This is a genomic window from Cupriavidus sp. IK-TO18 (genome assembly GCF_015549295.1).
GTDB lineage: Bacteria > Pseudomonadota > Gammaproteobacteria > Burkholderiales > Burkholderiaceae > Cupriavidus > Cupriavidus oxalaticus_A.
Genome location: NZ_JADGMP010000004.1, coordinates 1 through 14480, shown reverse-complemented (window position 1 = coordinate 14480; position 14480 = coordinate 1). Strand labels below are relative to the sequence as shown.

Genomic DNA, 14480 nt, shown 5'->3' with positions numbered 1-14480 from the left:
GCGGCGTCGCATTGGGACTATTATTTGGAACGCGCCGCAGGTGACTACGAGCGTGCCGAGGCCCTCCGGCGCGTTTGCGATGGCTACCACGCGGTGCTCGACATGGCGGCAGAGTTCTACCTGGATACCATCCAGATCGTGTTCCAGGAATTCCGTCGGGCGCGCGACAATTGGTTCGTGCAAGGACAGCTCGTGCGTCCGCAGGACATCCGCGCCACCAGGCTCTTGACCATAGAAGGCGAACACGACGCCATTTCCGGCTGCGGACAGACGCACGTGGCGCATGCTCTGTGTCGCGGCATTGCGGCACGCGACAAGCGGCATATGACGGCGCGCCACTGCGGCCACTATGATCTTTTCTCAGGCACCCGGTGGCGCTCCGAAATCTACCCTGGTATCCGCGCGCTGACTCGACAAGATACCTAGCCGCGATGCCCGCCGACGATGCGGCGAGGCGGGTATGTGGTCTCTGCCCGGCGGGCGGCCGAACAAAGACGAGTGAAAGGGGCAGGGCTGCCACGTTGCGCTCCTTCAAGCCCGTACGTGGCGTAAGATTCTAGTGCGCGGAAGTGCTTTTGACCTCCCTCGGTCCAAGGAGCGGGCATGCGTCTAGCTGACTTTATCTTGCGGGATATGAAGCAGATTCTGGCAGAGTGGGAGGCATTTTCTGCGACCCAGCTACCTGCTGCAAGGAGCCGGGATTCTCTGGCCCTGCGCGACCACGCGCCGCAGATCCTGCAAGCCATCGCTAAGGATTTGTCGACCCCGCAAACGAGCGAGGCGCAACGCGAAAAATCGTTGGGGCGAGCGCCCAAGGTGCCTGGCGCGCCGGAGACTGCGGCACAAATACACGCCGTCATTCGGGCACGCGGGGGATTCAATATCAATCAGTTGGTCGCTGAGTACCGGGCCCTGCGCGCCAGCGTGCTGCGTTTGTGGACGGGCGAATTTGAGTTGATCGCCGCGGATCTGGATGATGTGATGCGATTCAACGAGGCGATCGATCAAGCGGTCGCCGAATCAGTGGAGTTTTTCAATGCGGAGGTAGAGCAGTCTCGCAATCTGTTGCTGGGGATGCTTGGGCACGATTTGCGCAGTCCCCTGCAGACCATCCAGATGACTGCCTCATATCTGGCCGCGCTGAACGCCGGGGAGAAGGTGTCGGAAGCAGCAGGCCGACTAATTCGGAGCGGTGCCAGCATGAATTCTCTTCTGGATGATCTGTGCGATTTCAACCGAACGAAACTTGGCTTGGGTATTGACGTCGCGCCCAATGACGTCGATCTGGCTAACGTGGTTGGCGATACCGTGGACCAGTTGCGCGCAGCGCATCCGGACCGTTGCATCGATGTTGAGTTGAAGGGGAGCGTACAGGGTGTTTGGGACGGTTTGCGCCTGCAGCAACTGCTTTCTAACCTCGTCCTGAATGCGATCAGGTACGGCGCGCCGAACAGTCCGGTCCGCATTGTAGTAACCGGTGATGAGGCGGAAGTCCATCTCGAGGTTGTGAACAGCGGCCCCGCCATTGACCAGTTGACGCTGGAGCGGATCTTCGACCCGCTGAGCCGAGGCCCAGACCAGGAATACAAACACGCGGACGGCCTCGGGCTCGGGTTGTATATCGCGAGCGAAATTGCCAAAGCCCATCACGGGTCAATCGACGCCCGGTCCGACCAGGCAGAGACAGCGTTTGAGGTGCGTCTGCCGCGTCGCGCATAGTGGACGTCGGCATCATCCGCCAGCGTGGCCGCGGTGCTGAAGGTAGCGAGCGAATGCGGCTGCTCATATCGGGTGCCCCTGGGCACTGCGGCGATTTTGGCGCGGTTGGTGTTGTTTCGGCGGTCACAACGAAGCCTCTCACGGTCACGGTTATGAAAAGCGTGACATAAGAAGGGAAAAATGGGGCTTACGGAATACCCGCCTTTGTTTCGGCTTGCCGTGGCGCTCGACATAGGCGCGCGTGGCCGTGAAATAGGCTTGCGTGGATTCCGATCTATTTGGCTCTGACACAATGTCCAGCCGGTTTTGAAAGGTCGTCTCTTCCGCTAAATTCAAATGTCGGTGCGGGCGTGCTTTTTGTGCGGGGTTGGAGGCTTTTGCGGGGTGGTGGTGGGGCGGTGGTGCTGGCCTGACGTGACTGAATTGAGCTCAGGGTTGAGCGGTGGATTCACCATGGGCAAAGTTAAAAGGTCCGCGTTCCGCTGCAGCGGGGCTGCCGCCAGCGCGCGCTCCAGATCGAGCCGGTTGATCAGCCGCTGGCGCTTGGTGCTCGGCGATGGCCGCTGGCGGCGCGGTGGCTCGCCCACCAGCGTGCGCGACGGTCCCGCCTGCTGGCGGCTGTCGCGCTGCGCCTGCACCTGCGCCGTGACGGCCAGCACGTGCCCCAGCCGCTTGTGCTCGACGATCGCGCCCTGGTCGATCTCGCCGAGCCGGTCGTAGGTGGTGTAGGGCAGAGAAGCGCCGTCGGCCCACAACTCGATGCGCCCGTCCGGGTACTCGGCGACCTCGACATAGCGGTGGATCAGGCGCCGGTGCTCGGGCCGGTCCTCGAGCAGGTACATCACCTTGTCGTACTGCAGTGTGAGGCTCCGGGACACCTTGCGCCACTCGCGCCAGCTGAAGATCCGCGCCAGGTCCTCGTCGCCGCGCAACGGCCGGTGCGCATCGAAGTCGCGCTTGGGCACCTTGGCAAAGCGCGCGTTGAAGTCGGCCATAAACCGTGGCGCAAAGGCGTTGGCGGCCTCCATCGAACTGATCCCGCGCAGCCGCAGCTCCTTGACCAGCCGGTCCTGCAACGTGCCGTTCATCCGCTCGACCCGGCCCTTGGCCGGGCTCGAATTGGCGCACAGGCTATCGATATTGAGCTCGAACAGCGCGCGCCCGAACTGGGTGTAGCCGCGGCCTTCGGCGCTGTCTTTGGCGTTGACGCGGAAGATGCCGGCCTTGTCGCTGTAGAACGCCATCGGCTTGCCGTGACGCTCGACATAGGCGCGCGTGGCGGTGAAGTACGCTTGCGTCGATTCCGTTGGCACGAACCGCAGTTGCATCAGCCGCCCGGTGGCGTCGTCGACGAAGACCAGCAACGTGCACGCCGGCGCCCGGTCCTCGAACCAGGCGTGGTCGCTGCCATCGATCTGCACCAGCTCGCCCAGGCAGGCGCGGCGGTTCCTCGGCTGGTGCACCTTGGGCGGGCGCAGCTTGCGCGGCACCCAGAAGCCGGCGTCGATCATGATCCGGCGCACCGTCTCCGTGGCCAGGTCGATGCCATGGCGCTCGCGCAGCTTCTCGGCCGCCAGGGTCGGGCCGAAGTCGGCATAGCTGTCGCGGATCAGGCCCCGGACACGGGATTCGAGCCCGGGCGGCAGCTGGCGGTTGCTGTCNNAGCACCAGCCGTTCTACCTGACGCCGCGACAAGCCGAGCTTCTCGGCCGCGCGCCAGACCGCCAGGCCATGGTCGACCACGGCCTGAATCACCTTGAGCCGATCGAGTTCGCGCATCGTCATCGTGATGGTCTCGGGCTTGCGCATCGCGGCCTCCGGTCTCGGACAGACACGAAAGCCGCCAGCATGCCAGCCTTGGCTAGGGGTACGACATTTCTATTTGGCTCAGATGCGACATTACTATTTGGGGCCAACAGCACAAAAACGCATAATAAACATTATGTTAAATAAACGCGCGCATCCAGCCGTCCTCGCGAAGTAATCGACTTCGCGAGGGCTGGTCACAAGCTCGATCGTGTGGGTTTGAAGTCAGCTATGCAGACTATTCCCACGCTCTCTCGTCGCCAAGCTTGGCAGCATGGGTAGCCGCCTGCTCAAGCCAGTGGCCGTGGGCTTTCGGAACAACCAAGAGTGTCAGGTCAAGCCCCTCCAGCACTCGAAGGACGTACTCGAAATTTACGCTTTTACCGTTTTCAAGTTTGGATAGCATGCCGACGGATACAGCGCAATTTTTCGCGGCTTGATCAATCGGCATGCCCTGGACAGCCCGAGTTGCTCGAATTCGATCGCCCAACTGTGAAATAGAGCGAATGGTCGCGCGGGCTGGAGGCGTGGGATCAGGAAGAGGCCGTGGCATAGAGCAGCGCAAGAAGGTGTTGCGCCATTGTTTCACGATAATGAAACAATGGCAATATGCCTCGATCGATTGGTGCGGTTCGCGGCGCCTCACCGCGCAACCCCTGGTTTATCGGGGCAATTATTCCTGCGGAATAAGGAAACGCTCGGGTCGTTTGCCGAGCCACCCAGGCGTACGCCCTCTTCCCGACCAAGTCTTTCCAGTCTTGGGATCCATGTACTTTGGCGGCAGTGAAGTCTTCGTTGCAGATGTGGAGCTGGAAGCGGCAGGACGTCCTCGACGGCGCCGCGGGGCTACATCCTCCGGAGAAAGACCATACTGAGCCATCAAGGATTGAATTTGCTCGATAACACTCGCCACCTCGGTTGAACGAGCCTCTTCAATTTGAGCTTCCAAGGCTTCCTTCTGAGCGACAAGCTCTTTGTACGTTGCCATATCTCCGTCTCCGGTTCGTTAGCTAAATCGACTTATACGCACTACATGGCAGAACCGCAAGATATTCTCGCTCTCTATTCTGAGACGTCGTGAACGGGCCCTTGCTGTCTACGCCGATGCAAATCATTTTGGCTCGTGGGGTGTTATGGTGGGCTGCCGTCCCACCTTGCGGTCACGCCCCCCAATTCGGCGGCTTGGCCTCACGAATGTAAAGCGCGAGTGGCCGAGCCAATAGTGTCAACAGGGACGATGGCTCGTTATTCATACTATTTGATTAGCGTGTAACTGTCGCCTCTGAACATGTCCGATATTCCGAAATACAAAGCGACACCGCCGGAAGTAGCAGCTCCTTGCCGGAGCCACACTATTTTTTGGCCAATTTGATGTGTCCCCTTGGGTACATTGTCGAGCGATCAAGCCCTGCTTTGAACGTGGTGAGAAACGCATACTCGACTGCCAATCGATTGATGCTAGCGCCCGGTACCCATGCCACTGGCGTTCAAGCAATACGAATTCAGCCAGCGCCTGGTTGTGCCCCAAGCCAATTGTCCGACAAGCGGTTGGACAATTGCGGCATCCCCACCCTCGCATGGCTTTGACAAGTGATGCCATGCTATTGCACGCGCCCAGGGAGCGCTGGCTGCTCGGGCCAGCTGTTCTCAATGGATCGCCACCTGACTGCGTCCCGCCGACTATGCAGCTCAATTGCATGTCTTGGCGCCTTGGCGGATACTAGATGCGGGTAACTTGCGAGAGTTTCCCGATTTCTTCTTGGACGTTCCACGGCTCTCCGCTACCGGTCGAGAGCCGCTTTTTTTGCGCCGGTACAGGGAAACGAAACCGATTCCCTGTCAGCTGACGCCTTGGATAAGGCAAGTTGCCATCGCCCGTGGGGCGATGGCCATGCACGTCATTCCTGCGGAATGAGGAAGCGCTCGGGGCGCTTGCCCAGCCATGCCGGCGCCCTGCCTCGGCCGGACCAGGTTTTCCCTGTTTTGGGATCCATATACTTGGGCGGGAGCGCTACTTTTTCTGCGGCAGCAGAAGTGGTACCCGCTGGCCGGCCTCGGCGACGGCGAGGCGCAATGTCCTCAGGCGAGAGGCTATACTGGATCATCAGATTACGAATCTGTTCGATGACACCCGCCACCTCAGAGGCGCGTGCCTCTTCGATTTGGGCCTCCAGCGCTTGCTTCTGAGCCAACAATTCCTGATACGTCGTCATCCTGTCTCCAATATTTTCCTATCACGATTGACTTATACGCATTTCCAGGGCGGTCCGCAAGATTTCTTCCAGATAGCCGCCAGATTGGAGAATGGACGGATTGAGCGATGTTGCCCAGGCCCCCAAGTTGTCCAGAAATGGGAAGGAATCGTCCTTTGGGATACTGCCACTGCGACAATGGCTGTTATATGCGGACTGCGAGCATTGCTGCAAAGCGGCGTTACGTGTCCTTCTGAAGGGGGCGGCGCCAGACAGAGCCAGGTAGTATTGGGCAGAGATCTGACCAGATCAAGGCCAAGTATGCCTTGGTGGGCCTCCCGTGAGTCGAACACGGCACCAACGGATTATGAGTCCGCTGCTCTAACCAGGCATGAGCTAGAGGCCCAGTAAAACCAAAAACGGATCAGCTGTCAGCGCTATGCGCAGCATTTGCTTTTCCGTCGATGCAGAGCGCAGCGCTAAGATGCGCCCCACATCTTCGGCCAATCGGCTGGTTGGCAACATCGCGTACCAGCCGAGGTATAAATCAGGCCGCAGCTGCGGGCGAGGCCGCCGGTGCAACAGCCCTCTTTGCCGGGGCCCGCTTTTTCGTCACGGCTTTCACTGCAGCCGTTTTCGGGGCCGCCTGCTTCGCCGCAACCTTATTGCCGGCAACCGCTTTTTTTGCAGCGGGCTTCTTCGCAGCCACCTTGCCAGCCGTTGCCTTCTTTGCGCCGGCGGCCTTAGCCTTCTTTGCAGCCGCTTTGTCCTTTGCAGCCTGCTTTTCAAAGCGAGCTGCAGCCTTTGCGGCTTCCGTAGCCTTGGCGACGTCACGCTTTGCTGCCTCGATCGCCTTCTTGGTGTCGGCGCGCAGCTTCAGCAGACGCTTCTTGGCCGCCTGCGCCTCGCGCGCAAGCACGCTGGCCTTCTTCGTCGGAACGGCTACCTTCTTTGCGGCAGGCTTGCTCTTGGCAACTGCATTCACCCGAGTCGTTGTTTTATTTGCTGCGATCATGTTGGTTATTCATAGTGTTGTGGAGTGCGGAGTATAACCGCACAAGTCGTGTACACAATAGAAAACGATGTACGCATTGCGTCGAGGTGCGAGTCAGACAAGATCACAGGAATCCGCGACGCGGCATAGCGCATAGTGGCTCGACAATCTGATGGAGCAACATCGAAGCATCCGAAACTAATCGGCTGCTGCTGGCCGGACTAACATCGTGTTGTGTTTTGCTCGCGGCCGCTAGTTCTGTAATGGAAAGTCCAACACCACATTGTCAACTACCTTTCCGTTCTCAACGGTGCATTCGCTTGCACGATCTGTCCAGCGCAACCGGAGTACCAACAACGCTCTTCAGTCAATTACGCTCAAGTTCTTCCTTGTCTATGACCTTGGCCCGCGGGTAATTGAATAGGCGATCGCCGGCCCGCGCCCCCTGTGATTTCAAGCACCCGCTGCGCAGCAGGGTTGACTTGGTTGTGGATCGCGTGCCGGGCTCCGGCGGCCTTGGCATGTGTCAACGCTAGCGCGCCGACACCGGCGCCACCAGGCTGATCACGAAAATCTCCAGTCGCCTGAAGCCGCGCTTCTTCAGGACGCCTGCGCCAGGTTCTTGCCGCTTATCAGGCAGAGCCGGCTTGCCATGACCTGCATCAGCATTGCCCTGGCCGTCCCCACCACCCACAGCAAGCGGTAGCCGTGGACGGGGCTAGCGGCGCGGTCAGTCGCCCAGTTGCCTGGGTCCATATACCCGACCGCAGCGAGGTAGCCCGGGCCGTGAAAGCGAGCGAAGTCGCGCCAGGCATAGCCGGATGGCGCGGCCACGAGTTGCGGGCGCATGGGCACAATCCGCTGGCGCCCCTATACGGCGACCGGGAACAGGCGGGCGAATAAAGACGCCGCGCCCTCGGCAACGTTACGTGCGCGTTTCCGGCGCTGGCTTTGCGGCGCCACAGGCACATCCAGTTCTGCGCTGGCATTGCGGCGCGCAGTTGCATCCGGCTCCGCAGGCGCACGGATTCCGTTCAGCAGTTGCCTGGCAACCGCAGGCGCAGCCGGCGCCAGGGCAAGCAGCGCAATCGCATTGGGATTGGGTAGTGGTAGTCATGGCAGAGCTCCTTTCTGTTGGAAACGAGACGCCAGTGTGCCGGCCACCGATGACGGGCAGCTTGAACGAAACGGCTAACATTCGCCTAGACGCGCTGGACGCTGATCCCGCCGAAGGTATGCGGTTGGTGGGCAGCGACAATGGCAGCCACCCCAATCTTGTCCGGGAGTCTGCAAGCGGACTCTGCGTCGATGGCCAACTGCGCTGCCAGCGGCAAGGTAAGATTTGGTTCCAGCCAACGCCCCCCGAAGACACGTCAGCACAAGAGCCCGCTCACGCTAGAACGGGGCCAGTCAGTGGGGGGCTTACAGCCGGATCAGGATCAGGAGAAGGCCACCCAACGCGGTCGGCATCGCGCACAAAATGCCGCAGAACAACGCCCCGAGGATCGACTGGCCGTCAAGGTCGTAAGCGATCTTCCATTGCTGGCCCTGGGCAGCCTGACTCAAGCTGCGCCGTTCGGTATCGTTGCGGTGCAGGACTTTCGAGAAAAGTTGCATTTAAGACTCCGAGTTAGGGAAGCTTCCAGGAACCGGGACCACGGGCGGACAGGCCGGAGATAAGCCTTGCAGCCATGTGCGGATCTTCAATTTTCAATCCCGAACCAGAGTCACTGATTTACGAAGTAAGTGCTTCGATCCTTGGCTGGTGCTGAGATTCTGTACTCACCGATGAAAGAAAGACTATCGGTCTAATGACGGACTGCATTGTTGATGCACAGGTTGATTCAGACCTGAAACGCAGCGAACCTGTGACGGGTGATCCGCGCAATCAGGGCGACAGGCTTTGAACTCCGGCGCTTCACAATCTTCGGTGCATTGCAGACCAGGCGTTGGACACCGCCAGCTACACCGAGATAAATAACTGCCAAAAAGGCGAGCGTATAGGCTGGTGAGGATTTGAGCTGCGAATTGTGGGCATACGTATCGAGCAAAGCGTAGCCGCAATGCTTCTTCCCATACCGCAGACCTTATCCCTCAAAATGATGCGTGCTATTTGGGCTCGATGCACAGGCCCCATTCGCCTGCGTCGCCGTCGCCGTTACAGAATTGAAATAGAAAACGGCTGGCATCGTTCTCTCCCCGCGAGCGCTCCGAGGGTTGTTTTGAAAAATTGCAAGCTGCCACCGTCAAGTGTGCGTCTTGTTTGAGCGTGGCGTTTCGGCTCTGCATCAACCCGTGCGCCGCTGCACTAGCCTGTTCGCCTGATGTGCTGCTGCGTCATGGCGAACTACGCTTGCAGTGAAGATCACCGCAATTGAATCTGGGGCGCCATGAGTAACTGGGAGCGGCGGGGCGCAGTGAGCGTCCACCGACCTCGCACTATGTAGGGCGCGAGCACAGGGTGGTCGCATCGGACCGCAGTGAGCAGGCTGGCAACTATAGAGCCAGGGCACTACCCCAACACTGCCTTGGTCAGCTGACCCACACCAGAACTTGTCGACCTAATTAACGTTTATGCTAAATAACCCCCTTTACGCTGCGGTTATGCTTGTCGAGTCAGCGAGATCAATCAATCCGAGTTCGAATTCTCACAAGTGTTACGATGAATTTACGACAACAACCGAAAAATCGATTCGCCTTATCCTTAGTCAGTCTGAATGCAATTGCGGAAACAGTATTAGGGATGCTTGGCTCGCCTACGGCGTCTACTTAGCCTGGTGGAAGCTTACTGTCGGTCAACGGACATCGGAGGACGACGAGCGCTTGCACAAGCTTGTCAAGGGCTTTAGAGAGGCGCCCTAGCGATGGTATTCCGCTGCATCGCGAGGTCTGTTGCTTCTCGACGGAGCAGCGCAACTGCGAATAGCGACTACGCCAACTACGCGGGGAGCGCAAGCACCCAGGCGCTGTGGCCAACCTGTTGACTTGAAAACCTGCCCACGCAGCATAGCGTCATGCTGCCGGTCGGAAAATATACCGGGACCAGTTCTTGCCAGCCATTGCGGCCGACCAAGGCGTGAGCATCGATGAAATGAAACGCCGATTTGATACTCAGGTGCCCCGCCCGACGCAGGGCGCGGCCGACAATGAGTGTTCCTTGGGCTCCCGCTGCATATCCTGCTCAGGGCATGAAGCTGGCTACTACTGGGCGGCGGAAACCGATATCTCCGATCCCAACGACTGCACCCGCGACTCCCAAACCATTGTTGAGGACTGCCAAGAATATGCTGAGGAGCGCCGAGAATCCAGCAGCAAACCCGAAAGTTAATGGTGTCCGACCGGAAAATTACCCTTAGCTCGGTGCATGCTAATCAGCGTCCGATTCGGCTAGCGAACGAAGGAACATCGGAACCTTGGCGCGGTTGGTGGCCTGAACACGGGCGATGAGCGCGTAATCGACCTGCCTGACTCCGTACGTCCGAGCGATATCGAGTCGCAGTCGATGCCACAGATGGCAGGTCATTTCAGCGTCGGCCATCGCTCTGTGCGCGCGCCCGGTCTTGGGCAAATGGAGCAAATCGACGAGTGTTGATAGCCTGTGATTTTGAGCGTGTGGGTAGATACGTCTGGAGGTGAGCATCGTGCACGCGAAGTGCTGATTGGCCGCGATGTCCAGGAGCCCAAGCTCGGCTTGCCAAAACCTTCGGTCAAATCCGGCATTGTGGGCTACCACCGGATGTCTGCCGACAAACCTGGCCGCTTCACTCATGACCTTCGATGCGGCAGGCGCATCTGCGATCATGTCATTGGTGATTCCGGTCAGGCTTACAACCTGCGAGGGGATACGCCTTCCAGCGTTCATCAAGCTTTGATAACGGTCGATAATCTCGCCGTCACGCAGCAAGATGACAGCAATTTCCGTGGCTCGGTCACCGAGACTTGGCGACAATCCCGTCGTTTCAAAATCAAGAACCGCGACCGTCTGCATCCTGCTTCTAAGTTGTTTGGTGCCGACGGCGAGACTCGAACTCGCACAGCTTTCGCCACTACCCCCTCAAGATAGCGTGTCTACCAATTTCACCACGTCGGCTGTAAAGAAACAATATTGCCTGACGTCGGGGAAATCAGGCCTTTCCGCTCTCGCTGGGGCATTTCCCTTCGCTTAAGCCCCAATCGCTGGGAAATCGTTTCAAGCTTTGCATTCTAACCTAAGATTCGCGCTCTGGTCACGGCGAAGGGCGCGCGGATGGCACCGTGCAAGAGCAAATGACTCGCGGGCCATGCGCCGATCCCGAGCATGACTTGCCTAACGCCCATGCCCACGCATGATTTCTACTTGTTCAGCGATGATAGCCAGGAGCTCAGCCATTGAGCCGGAGAAGCGCTGTCGTACCTGTTGAAGCGCTTTTCGCCCGCTGGCCGAACGCACGAGTTCATAGCCGTCTCCCCTTTGCGATCCCTTTGTCTGCGCGCTCGCGGGGAATCAGATATGGCCGGGCAGGCATTATTTCGGCGTGAATCGTTTCAAAGGACATAGCGCAGTTCTCGAAAAGTGAAACCCTTGCCGTCCAGGGACGGCCTCGGCCCGACCAGGTTTTTCCCAGTCTTGGGGTCACGATACTTCGGAGGCAGCTCGGACTTCGGCTTGCTTGCACCACAGCTCGCCGGGCGCCCGCGTCGGCGCATAGTAATGTCCTCGACTGTCAGGTCATACTCTGCCATCAAAGTCCGGATCTTCTCGATGACACCTGCCCCTTCATTGGCACGCACTTCTTCAATTTGAAGCGGTGCACCGCATAAGATGAGCATTGGTGTTGCGATAGGCTGTGCAATCGCAGCACTGGCGATTCCTCCACCACTTTGCGATTGGGGGAAGGATATCCGCTGACCTTAGCTCGGCAGCCCGGCCATGCTCTGAGCCCATTCGAGTATCGGCTCGAACCGGGATGGCAGCAGTTGCTGGGCCTCAGCAAATGTCACCCAGCGGAACTCGTGGTGCTCTGGACGCCCTAGTTCAGCGCTAATTGGTAAGCGCACCTCACCGCTCGGTGACGCCGCCAGATAGAAGCGCGCTATCTTGCCGTTCGTATAGGGTTCTGTTTCGCGATAGTCCTTCCCCCAGCGAAGCTCAAGCGTTGACAAGCCGGTTTCCTCCCTGGCTTCCCGCATCGCTGCCGATAATGGCTCTTCGTTAGGTTCTGGTATGCCTTTGGGCATGTCCCAATTTCGATATGCGCGTAGGACCAGGCAGAGCCACTGACCAACCGTAGGTCGGAGCACAACCAATCCAGCAGAATGCTTAATGAGCCTCATTGGCAGTCTCCCTCATACCCAGCATAAAGTAGCGTACTCCACGATCTCGGCGACGTCCGAGCAACTCCAAATCAGGGGCCGGCAACCCCGCTTCTGCTGGCATGCAAACTACAAACGTCGGGGCGGAATCGAGAATGCTTACGCTGCACGCAGAAATGAGTACGCTTGGTTGTGGCAAAGGGGGCAAAGGGGCGGCCGACCCGCTCTCAAGTGAACCTGCTCCATTGGCGATTAAGCTATGGTGTGCTGGCATAACCCGTTAAAAGCTGATTTGTCCATCGCTTACGGACGCCGGCTTTCGAGGGCCGGCTGAGGCGGATGGGTGGTAAGCAATGGGATATCAGTGAGCAGCGGCCGGCTGATTTTCAGCGAAGCCAAGAACCCCCATGTGGGCATCGCCCTGCGTTTGCCGGTGTACCGCAAGGTGCCGAACCTGGACTCCGTGGAAGCCCGCCGCGCTGCTTACGTTGGCTCGCTCGGTGCAGGCATTCGCGTGGCTGATTTGCTGAAGGACCTGGCCAGCAACGAGAACCTGTGCTGGGTCAGGTTCCGCGTCTACGATGCCGGCGACTTTTTGGGACCTCGGCAAAGGGAATGCCCACTTTTCGCGGGAAACGGCGCGCTTGCTGGCTTGGCGCGGCCACAAGCCGACCCCGGACACACTGTTCCAGGCGATCGCGACTAGCCATCGTACAGTGCTGCGGGAAAAAAATGGACAAGGCCTTGCATGACCGTCAGCCGTTCGAGTTCGAATGCCCCTACCGCTCTCAACGTGGGAAATGCCGGCAGTGCCCAGCGAACTCGTCGATGCGTTCTGGCATGCCCATATCCTGGATACCAGGCGCTATGCCGACGACTACCAACTGCTTTCGTCGTCGAAGATCCGCAGGTCGTCTGCCTCTTTGGCGTTCATCTGCGAACTGCGCCTTCAGAACGGTGAGCGGTTGAGACTGGAAATCGGGGACGTGTCACAATCCGGCCTTGGTCTGCGATCGAACGAAAGCGACATCCGTCGGCTACCGATCGGCACGGTCTTGAGAGGCTGCAAGCTCGAGCTTGGCCAGCAGCGCCTGCAAGATATCACGCTGCAGGTAGCGGGATGCGGCCTGCAGTGGCAGGGTCGAAGTGTGATGCACACGCTAGGCTGCGCCTTTGTTTTGCTCACACTCCATCAGCAGACCCTCTTACAGCGACTGGTCTACCAGATCGAACGCGCACGGCGGCAATGATGTTGCGCGCAGCGTTCGCCAAAGCGGCTCAACCTTGCACCGTTTGAAGCTCAGTTTCTCGCGCGAGCTGATTCACTTCCTTACGTGGAGCAGTGATCCAGCTCGCCATGGTGTCGGGAAACGCCTGAGACCTCAACGACCCATATGCCTTGGCTACGCTGCGCTGCATCGCAGCACACGAAGGGCTTGATTCCGCCGGGCAGACCGATTACGGTAAACGCTCGGTTGTGCGCAAACTCAGCGCGTCCTCGCACCGAATCCACTCGCAGTGTCTTCCTACCCTCTTCCGTGGAACTCCATCCACGGAGCAGCAGTCGTAGTTCCTTTTTTCGTGCCCGACAAAGGAGCCTGACATGCTCAGTCCACATGAAATCGCCGCGCTGCTACTGCTTGGCGACGCGCATGACATCGACGATCTTGAGCCAGAGCAGCTCGACGGATTGCTGGTCCGCAAACTGGTGACGATGGAGCACGGTCATGGTGGCGATGATGTCCATCCTCGCTTGACCAGTCAAGGTACTTCCATGTTTGAAGCCCTACGCCGCATTGCGTAATGTGGCGCGTGCGGCATGCAGTGCGATTTTCGTGCTTAGCACCGGGAAGGCGTGAGTATCGAAAAGCCCTATCGCGTTGTGACCTGTTTGTCGCGACGGATTGCTAACGCCGAATACCGCACGCACTAGCCTCGTTGAGGAAGCGGTAGGCCAGTGGTGGCCGTCATCGTGCGGGCCGACATCTGAATTCTTGCAAATGTGCCGGTGATGCCAACTGTGGTGTTTGCATGATCGGCGGGCATCGTGGCTAGGTATCCTGTCGAGTCAGCGTGCGGATACCAGGGTAGATTTCTGAGCGCCAGCGGGTGCCAGAGAATAGATCATAGTGGCCGCAGTGGCGCGCTGTCATATGCCGCTTGTCGCGTGCCGCAATGCCGCGACACAGAGCATGCGCCGCGTGCGTCTGTCCGCAGCCGGAAATGGCGTCGTGTTCGCCTTCTATGGTCAAGAGCCTAGTGGCTCGGATGTCTTGCGGACGCACGAGCTGTCCTTGCACGAACCAATTGTCGCGCGCCAGACGGAATTCCTGGAACACGATCTGGATGGTATCCAGGTAGAACTCTGCCGCCATGTCGAGCACCGCGTGGTAGCCATCGCAAACGCGCCGGAGGGCTTCGGCACGCTCGTAGTCACCTGCGGCGCGTTCCAAATAATAGTCCCAATGCGACGCCGC

The 14480-nt window shown here is 59.0% G+C and carries 12 protein-coding genes, 2 tRNA genes and 5 pseudogenes; 6 read left to right on the top strand and 13 right to left on the bottom strand.

Going from position 1 to position 14480, the window contains the following annotated elements; all coding sequences use genetic code 11:
• Nucleotides 1-426 (top strand): annotated as a pseudogene (locus tag IPF36_RS02455) (polyhydroxyalkanoate depolymerase); the annotation flags it as partial.
• 177 nt (nucleotides 427-603) lie between these two features.
• Nucleotides 604-1719 (top strand): sensor histidine kinase, encoded by a 1116-nt coding sequence (locus IPF36_RS02450; RefSeq protein WP_135705241.1) that lies wholly within the window; start codon nucleotides 604-606, stop codon nucleotides 1717-1719.
• Nucleotides 1720-2051: 332 nt separating this feature from the next.
• Here the strand turns inward: IPF36_RS02450 and IPF36_RS02445 are convergent.
• The 8 genes and pseudogenes from IPF36_RS02445 to IPF36_RS02410 all read right to left on the bottom strand — a co-directional run bounded on the left by IPF36_RS02445 (nucleotide 2052) and on the right by IPF36_RS02410 (nucleotide 8328).
• Nucleotides 2052-3528 (bottom strand): annotated as a pseudogene (locus IPF36_RS02445) (ISNCY family transposase).
• A gap of 235 nt (nucleotides 3529-3763) precedes the next feature.
• A complete protein-coding gene (locus IPF36_RS02440) occupies nucleotides 3764-3976 on the bottom strand; it encodes an XRE family transcriptional regulator (RefSeq protein ID WP_243736787.1) in 213 nt (70 codons plus the stop codon).
• A 222-nt stretch (nucleotides 3977-4198) separates the two neighbouring features.
• Entirely contained in the window at nucleotides 4199-4513 is a 315-nt protein-coding gene (locus IPF36_RS02435; RefSeq protein ID WP_133093101.1) for an H-NS family nucleoid-associated regulatory protein, read from the bottom strand.
• Nucleotides 4514-5423: 910 nt separating this feature from the next.
• Nucleotides 5424-5738 (bottom strand): H-NS family nucleoid-associated regulatory protein, encoded by a 315-nt coding sequence (locus tag IPF36_RS02430; RefSeq protein WP_133093102.1) that lies wholly within the window; start codon nucleotides 5736-5738, stop codon nucleotides 5424-5426.
• A gap of 306 nt (nucleotides 5739-6044) precedes the next feature.
• A tRNA-Ile gene (locus IPF36_RS02425) sits at nucleotides 6045-6123 on the bottom strand.
• Nucleotides 6124-6264: 141 nt separating this feature from the next.
• Nucleotides 6265-6732, bottom strand: coding sequence for a fumarate hydratase (locus tag IPF36_RS02420; protein ID WP_133093103.1), 468 nt, complete (start codon nucleotides 6730-6732; stop codon nucleotides 6265-6267).
• A 582-nt stretch (nucleotides 6733-7314) separates the two neighbouring features.
• A pseudogene (locus IPF36_RS02415) lies at nucleotides 7315-7560 on the bottom strand (divalent metal cation transporter); the annotation flags it as partial.
• Nucleotides 7561-8133: 573 nt separating this feature from the next.
• Nucleotides 8134-8328, bottom strand: a complete 195-nt coding sequence (locus IPF36_RS02410) for a hypothetical protein (RefSeq protein ID WP_133093104.1) — start codon at nucleotides 8326-8328, stop codon at nucleotides 8134-8136.
• 1459 nt (nucleotides 8329-9787) lie between these two features.
• On the opposite strand from IPF36_RS02410, the gene IPF36_RS02405 reads away from it, so the two are divergent.
• Nucleotides 9788-10039, top strand: a complete 252-nt coding sequence (locus IPF36_RS02405) for a hypothetical protein (protein ID WP_133093105.1) — start codon at nucleotides 9788-9790, stop codon at nucleotides 10037-10039.
• 39 nt (nucleotides 10040-10078) lie between these two features.
• Here the strand turns inward: IPF36_RS02405 and IPF36_RS02400 are convergent, their stop codons facing one another.
• From IPF36_RS02400 to IPF36_RS02385, 4 genes and pseudogenes are all read right to left on the bottom strand, one after another.
• Nucleotides 10079-10699, bottom strand: a complete 621-nt coding sequence (locus IPF36_RS02400; protein WP_133093106.1) for a PolC-type DNA polymerase III — start codon at nucleotides 10697-10699, stop codon at nucleotides 10079-10081.
• A 17-nt stretch (nucleotides 10700-10716) separates the two neighbouring features.
• Nucleotides 10717-10801 (bottom strand) — tRNA-Leu (locus IPF36_RS02395).
• A gap of 484 nt (nucleotides 10802-11285) precedes the next feature.
• Nucleotides 11286-11520, bottom strand: a pseudogene (locus tag IPF36_RS02390) (H-NS histone family protein); the annotation flags it as partial.
• Nucleotides 11521-11601: 81 nt separating this feature from the next.
• Nucleotides 11602-12024, bottom strand: a complete 423-nt coding sequence (locus IPF36_RS02385; RefSeq protein WP_133093108.1) for an NUDIX domain-containing protein — start codon at nucleotides 12022-12024, stop codon at nucleotides 11602-11604.
• Nucleotides 12025-12367: 343 nt separating this feature from the next.
• Between IPF36_RS02385 and IPF36_RS34495 the strand changes: the two genes are divergently transcribed.
• The 3 genes from IPF36_RS34495 to IPF36_RS02370 all read left to right on the top strand — a co-directional run bounded on the left by IPF36_RS34495 (nucleotide 12368) and on the right by IPF36_RS02370 (nucleotide 13807).
• Entirely contained in the window at nucleotides 12368-12709 is a 342-nt protein-coding gene (locus IPF36_RS34495) for a CHASE domain-containing protein (protein WP_368671101.1), read from the top strand.
• Nucleotides 12710-12812: 103 nt separating this feature from the next.
• A complete protein-coding gene (locus tag IPF36_RS34490) occupies nucleotides 12813-13253 on the top strand; it encodes a PilZ domain-containing protein (protein ID WP_243736789.1) in 441 nt (146 codons plus the stop codon).
• Between the two features lie 353 nt (nucleotides 13254-13606).
• Nucleotides 13607-13807: a hypothetical protein gene (locus IPF36_RS02370; protein ID WP_133093110.1), complete on the top strand. Its 201-nt coding sequence runs from the start codon at nucleotides 13607-13609 to the stop codon at nucleotides 13805-13807.
• 247 nt (nucleotides 13808-14054) lie between these two features.
• Here the strand turns inward: IPF36_RS02370 and IPF36_RS02365 are convergent.
• A pseudogene (locus IPF36_RS02365) lies at nucleotides 14055-14480 on the bottom strand (polyhydroxyalkanoate depolymerase); the annotation flags it as partial.

What these genes read in the sequence shown, in the direction of transcription:
- IPF36_RS02435 (WP_133093101.1), bottom strand. Translation starts at nt 4,513, where the DNA reads ATGGCAACGTACAAAGAGCTTGTCGCTCAGAAGGAAGCCTTGGAAGCT.
- IPF36_RS02410 (WP_133093104.1), bottom strand. Translation starts at nt 8,328, where the DNA reads ATGCAACTTTTCTCGAAAGTCCTGCACCGCAACGATACCGAACGGCGC.
- IPF36_RS02450 (WP_135705241.1), top strand. Translation starts at nt 604, where the DNA reads ATGCGTCTAGCTGACTTTATCTTGCGGGATATGAAGCAGATTCTGGCA.
- IPF36_RS02430 (WP_133093102.1), bottom strand. Translation starts at nt 5,738, where the DNA reads ATGACGACGTATCAGGAATTGTTGGCTCAGAAGCAAGCGCTGGAGGCC.
- IPF36_RS02420 (WP_133093103.1), bottom strand. Translation starts at nt 6,732, where the DNA reads ATGATCGCAGCAAATAAAACAACGACTCGGGTGAATGCAGTTGCCAAG.
- IPF36_RS02440 (WP_243736787.1), bottom strand. Translation starts at nt 3,976, where the DNA reads ATGCCGATTGATCAAGCCGCGAAAAATTGCGCTGTATCCGTCGGCATG.
- IPF36_RS02400 (WP_133093106.1), bottom strand. Translation starts at nt 10,699, where the DNA reads ATGCAGACGGTCGCGGTTCTTGATTTTGAAACGACGGGATTGTCGCCA.
- IPF36_RS02385 (WP_133093108.1), bottom strand. Translation starts at nt 12,024, where the DNA reads ATGAGGCTCATTAAGCATTCTGCTGGATTGGTTGTGCTCCGACCTACG.
- IPF36_RS02370 (WP_133093110.1), top strand. Translation starts at nt 13,607, where the DNA reads ATGCTCAGTCCACATGAAATCGCCGCGCTGCTACTGCTTGGCGACGCG.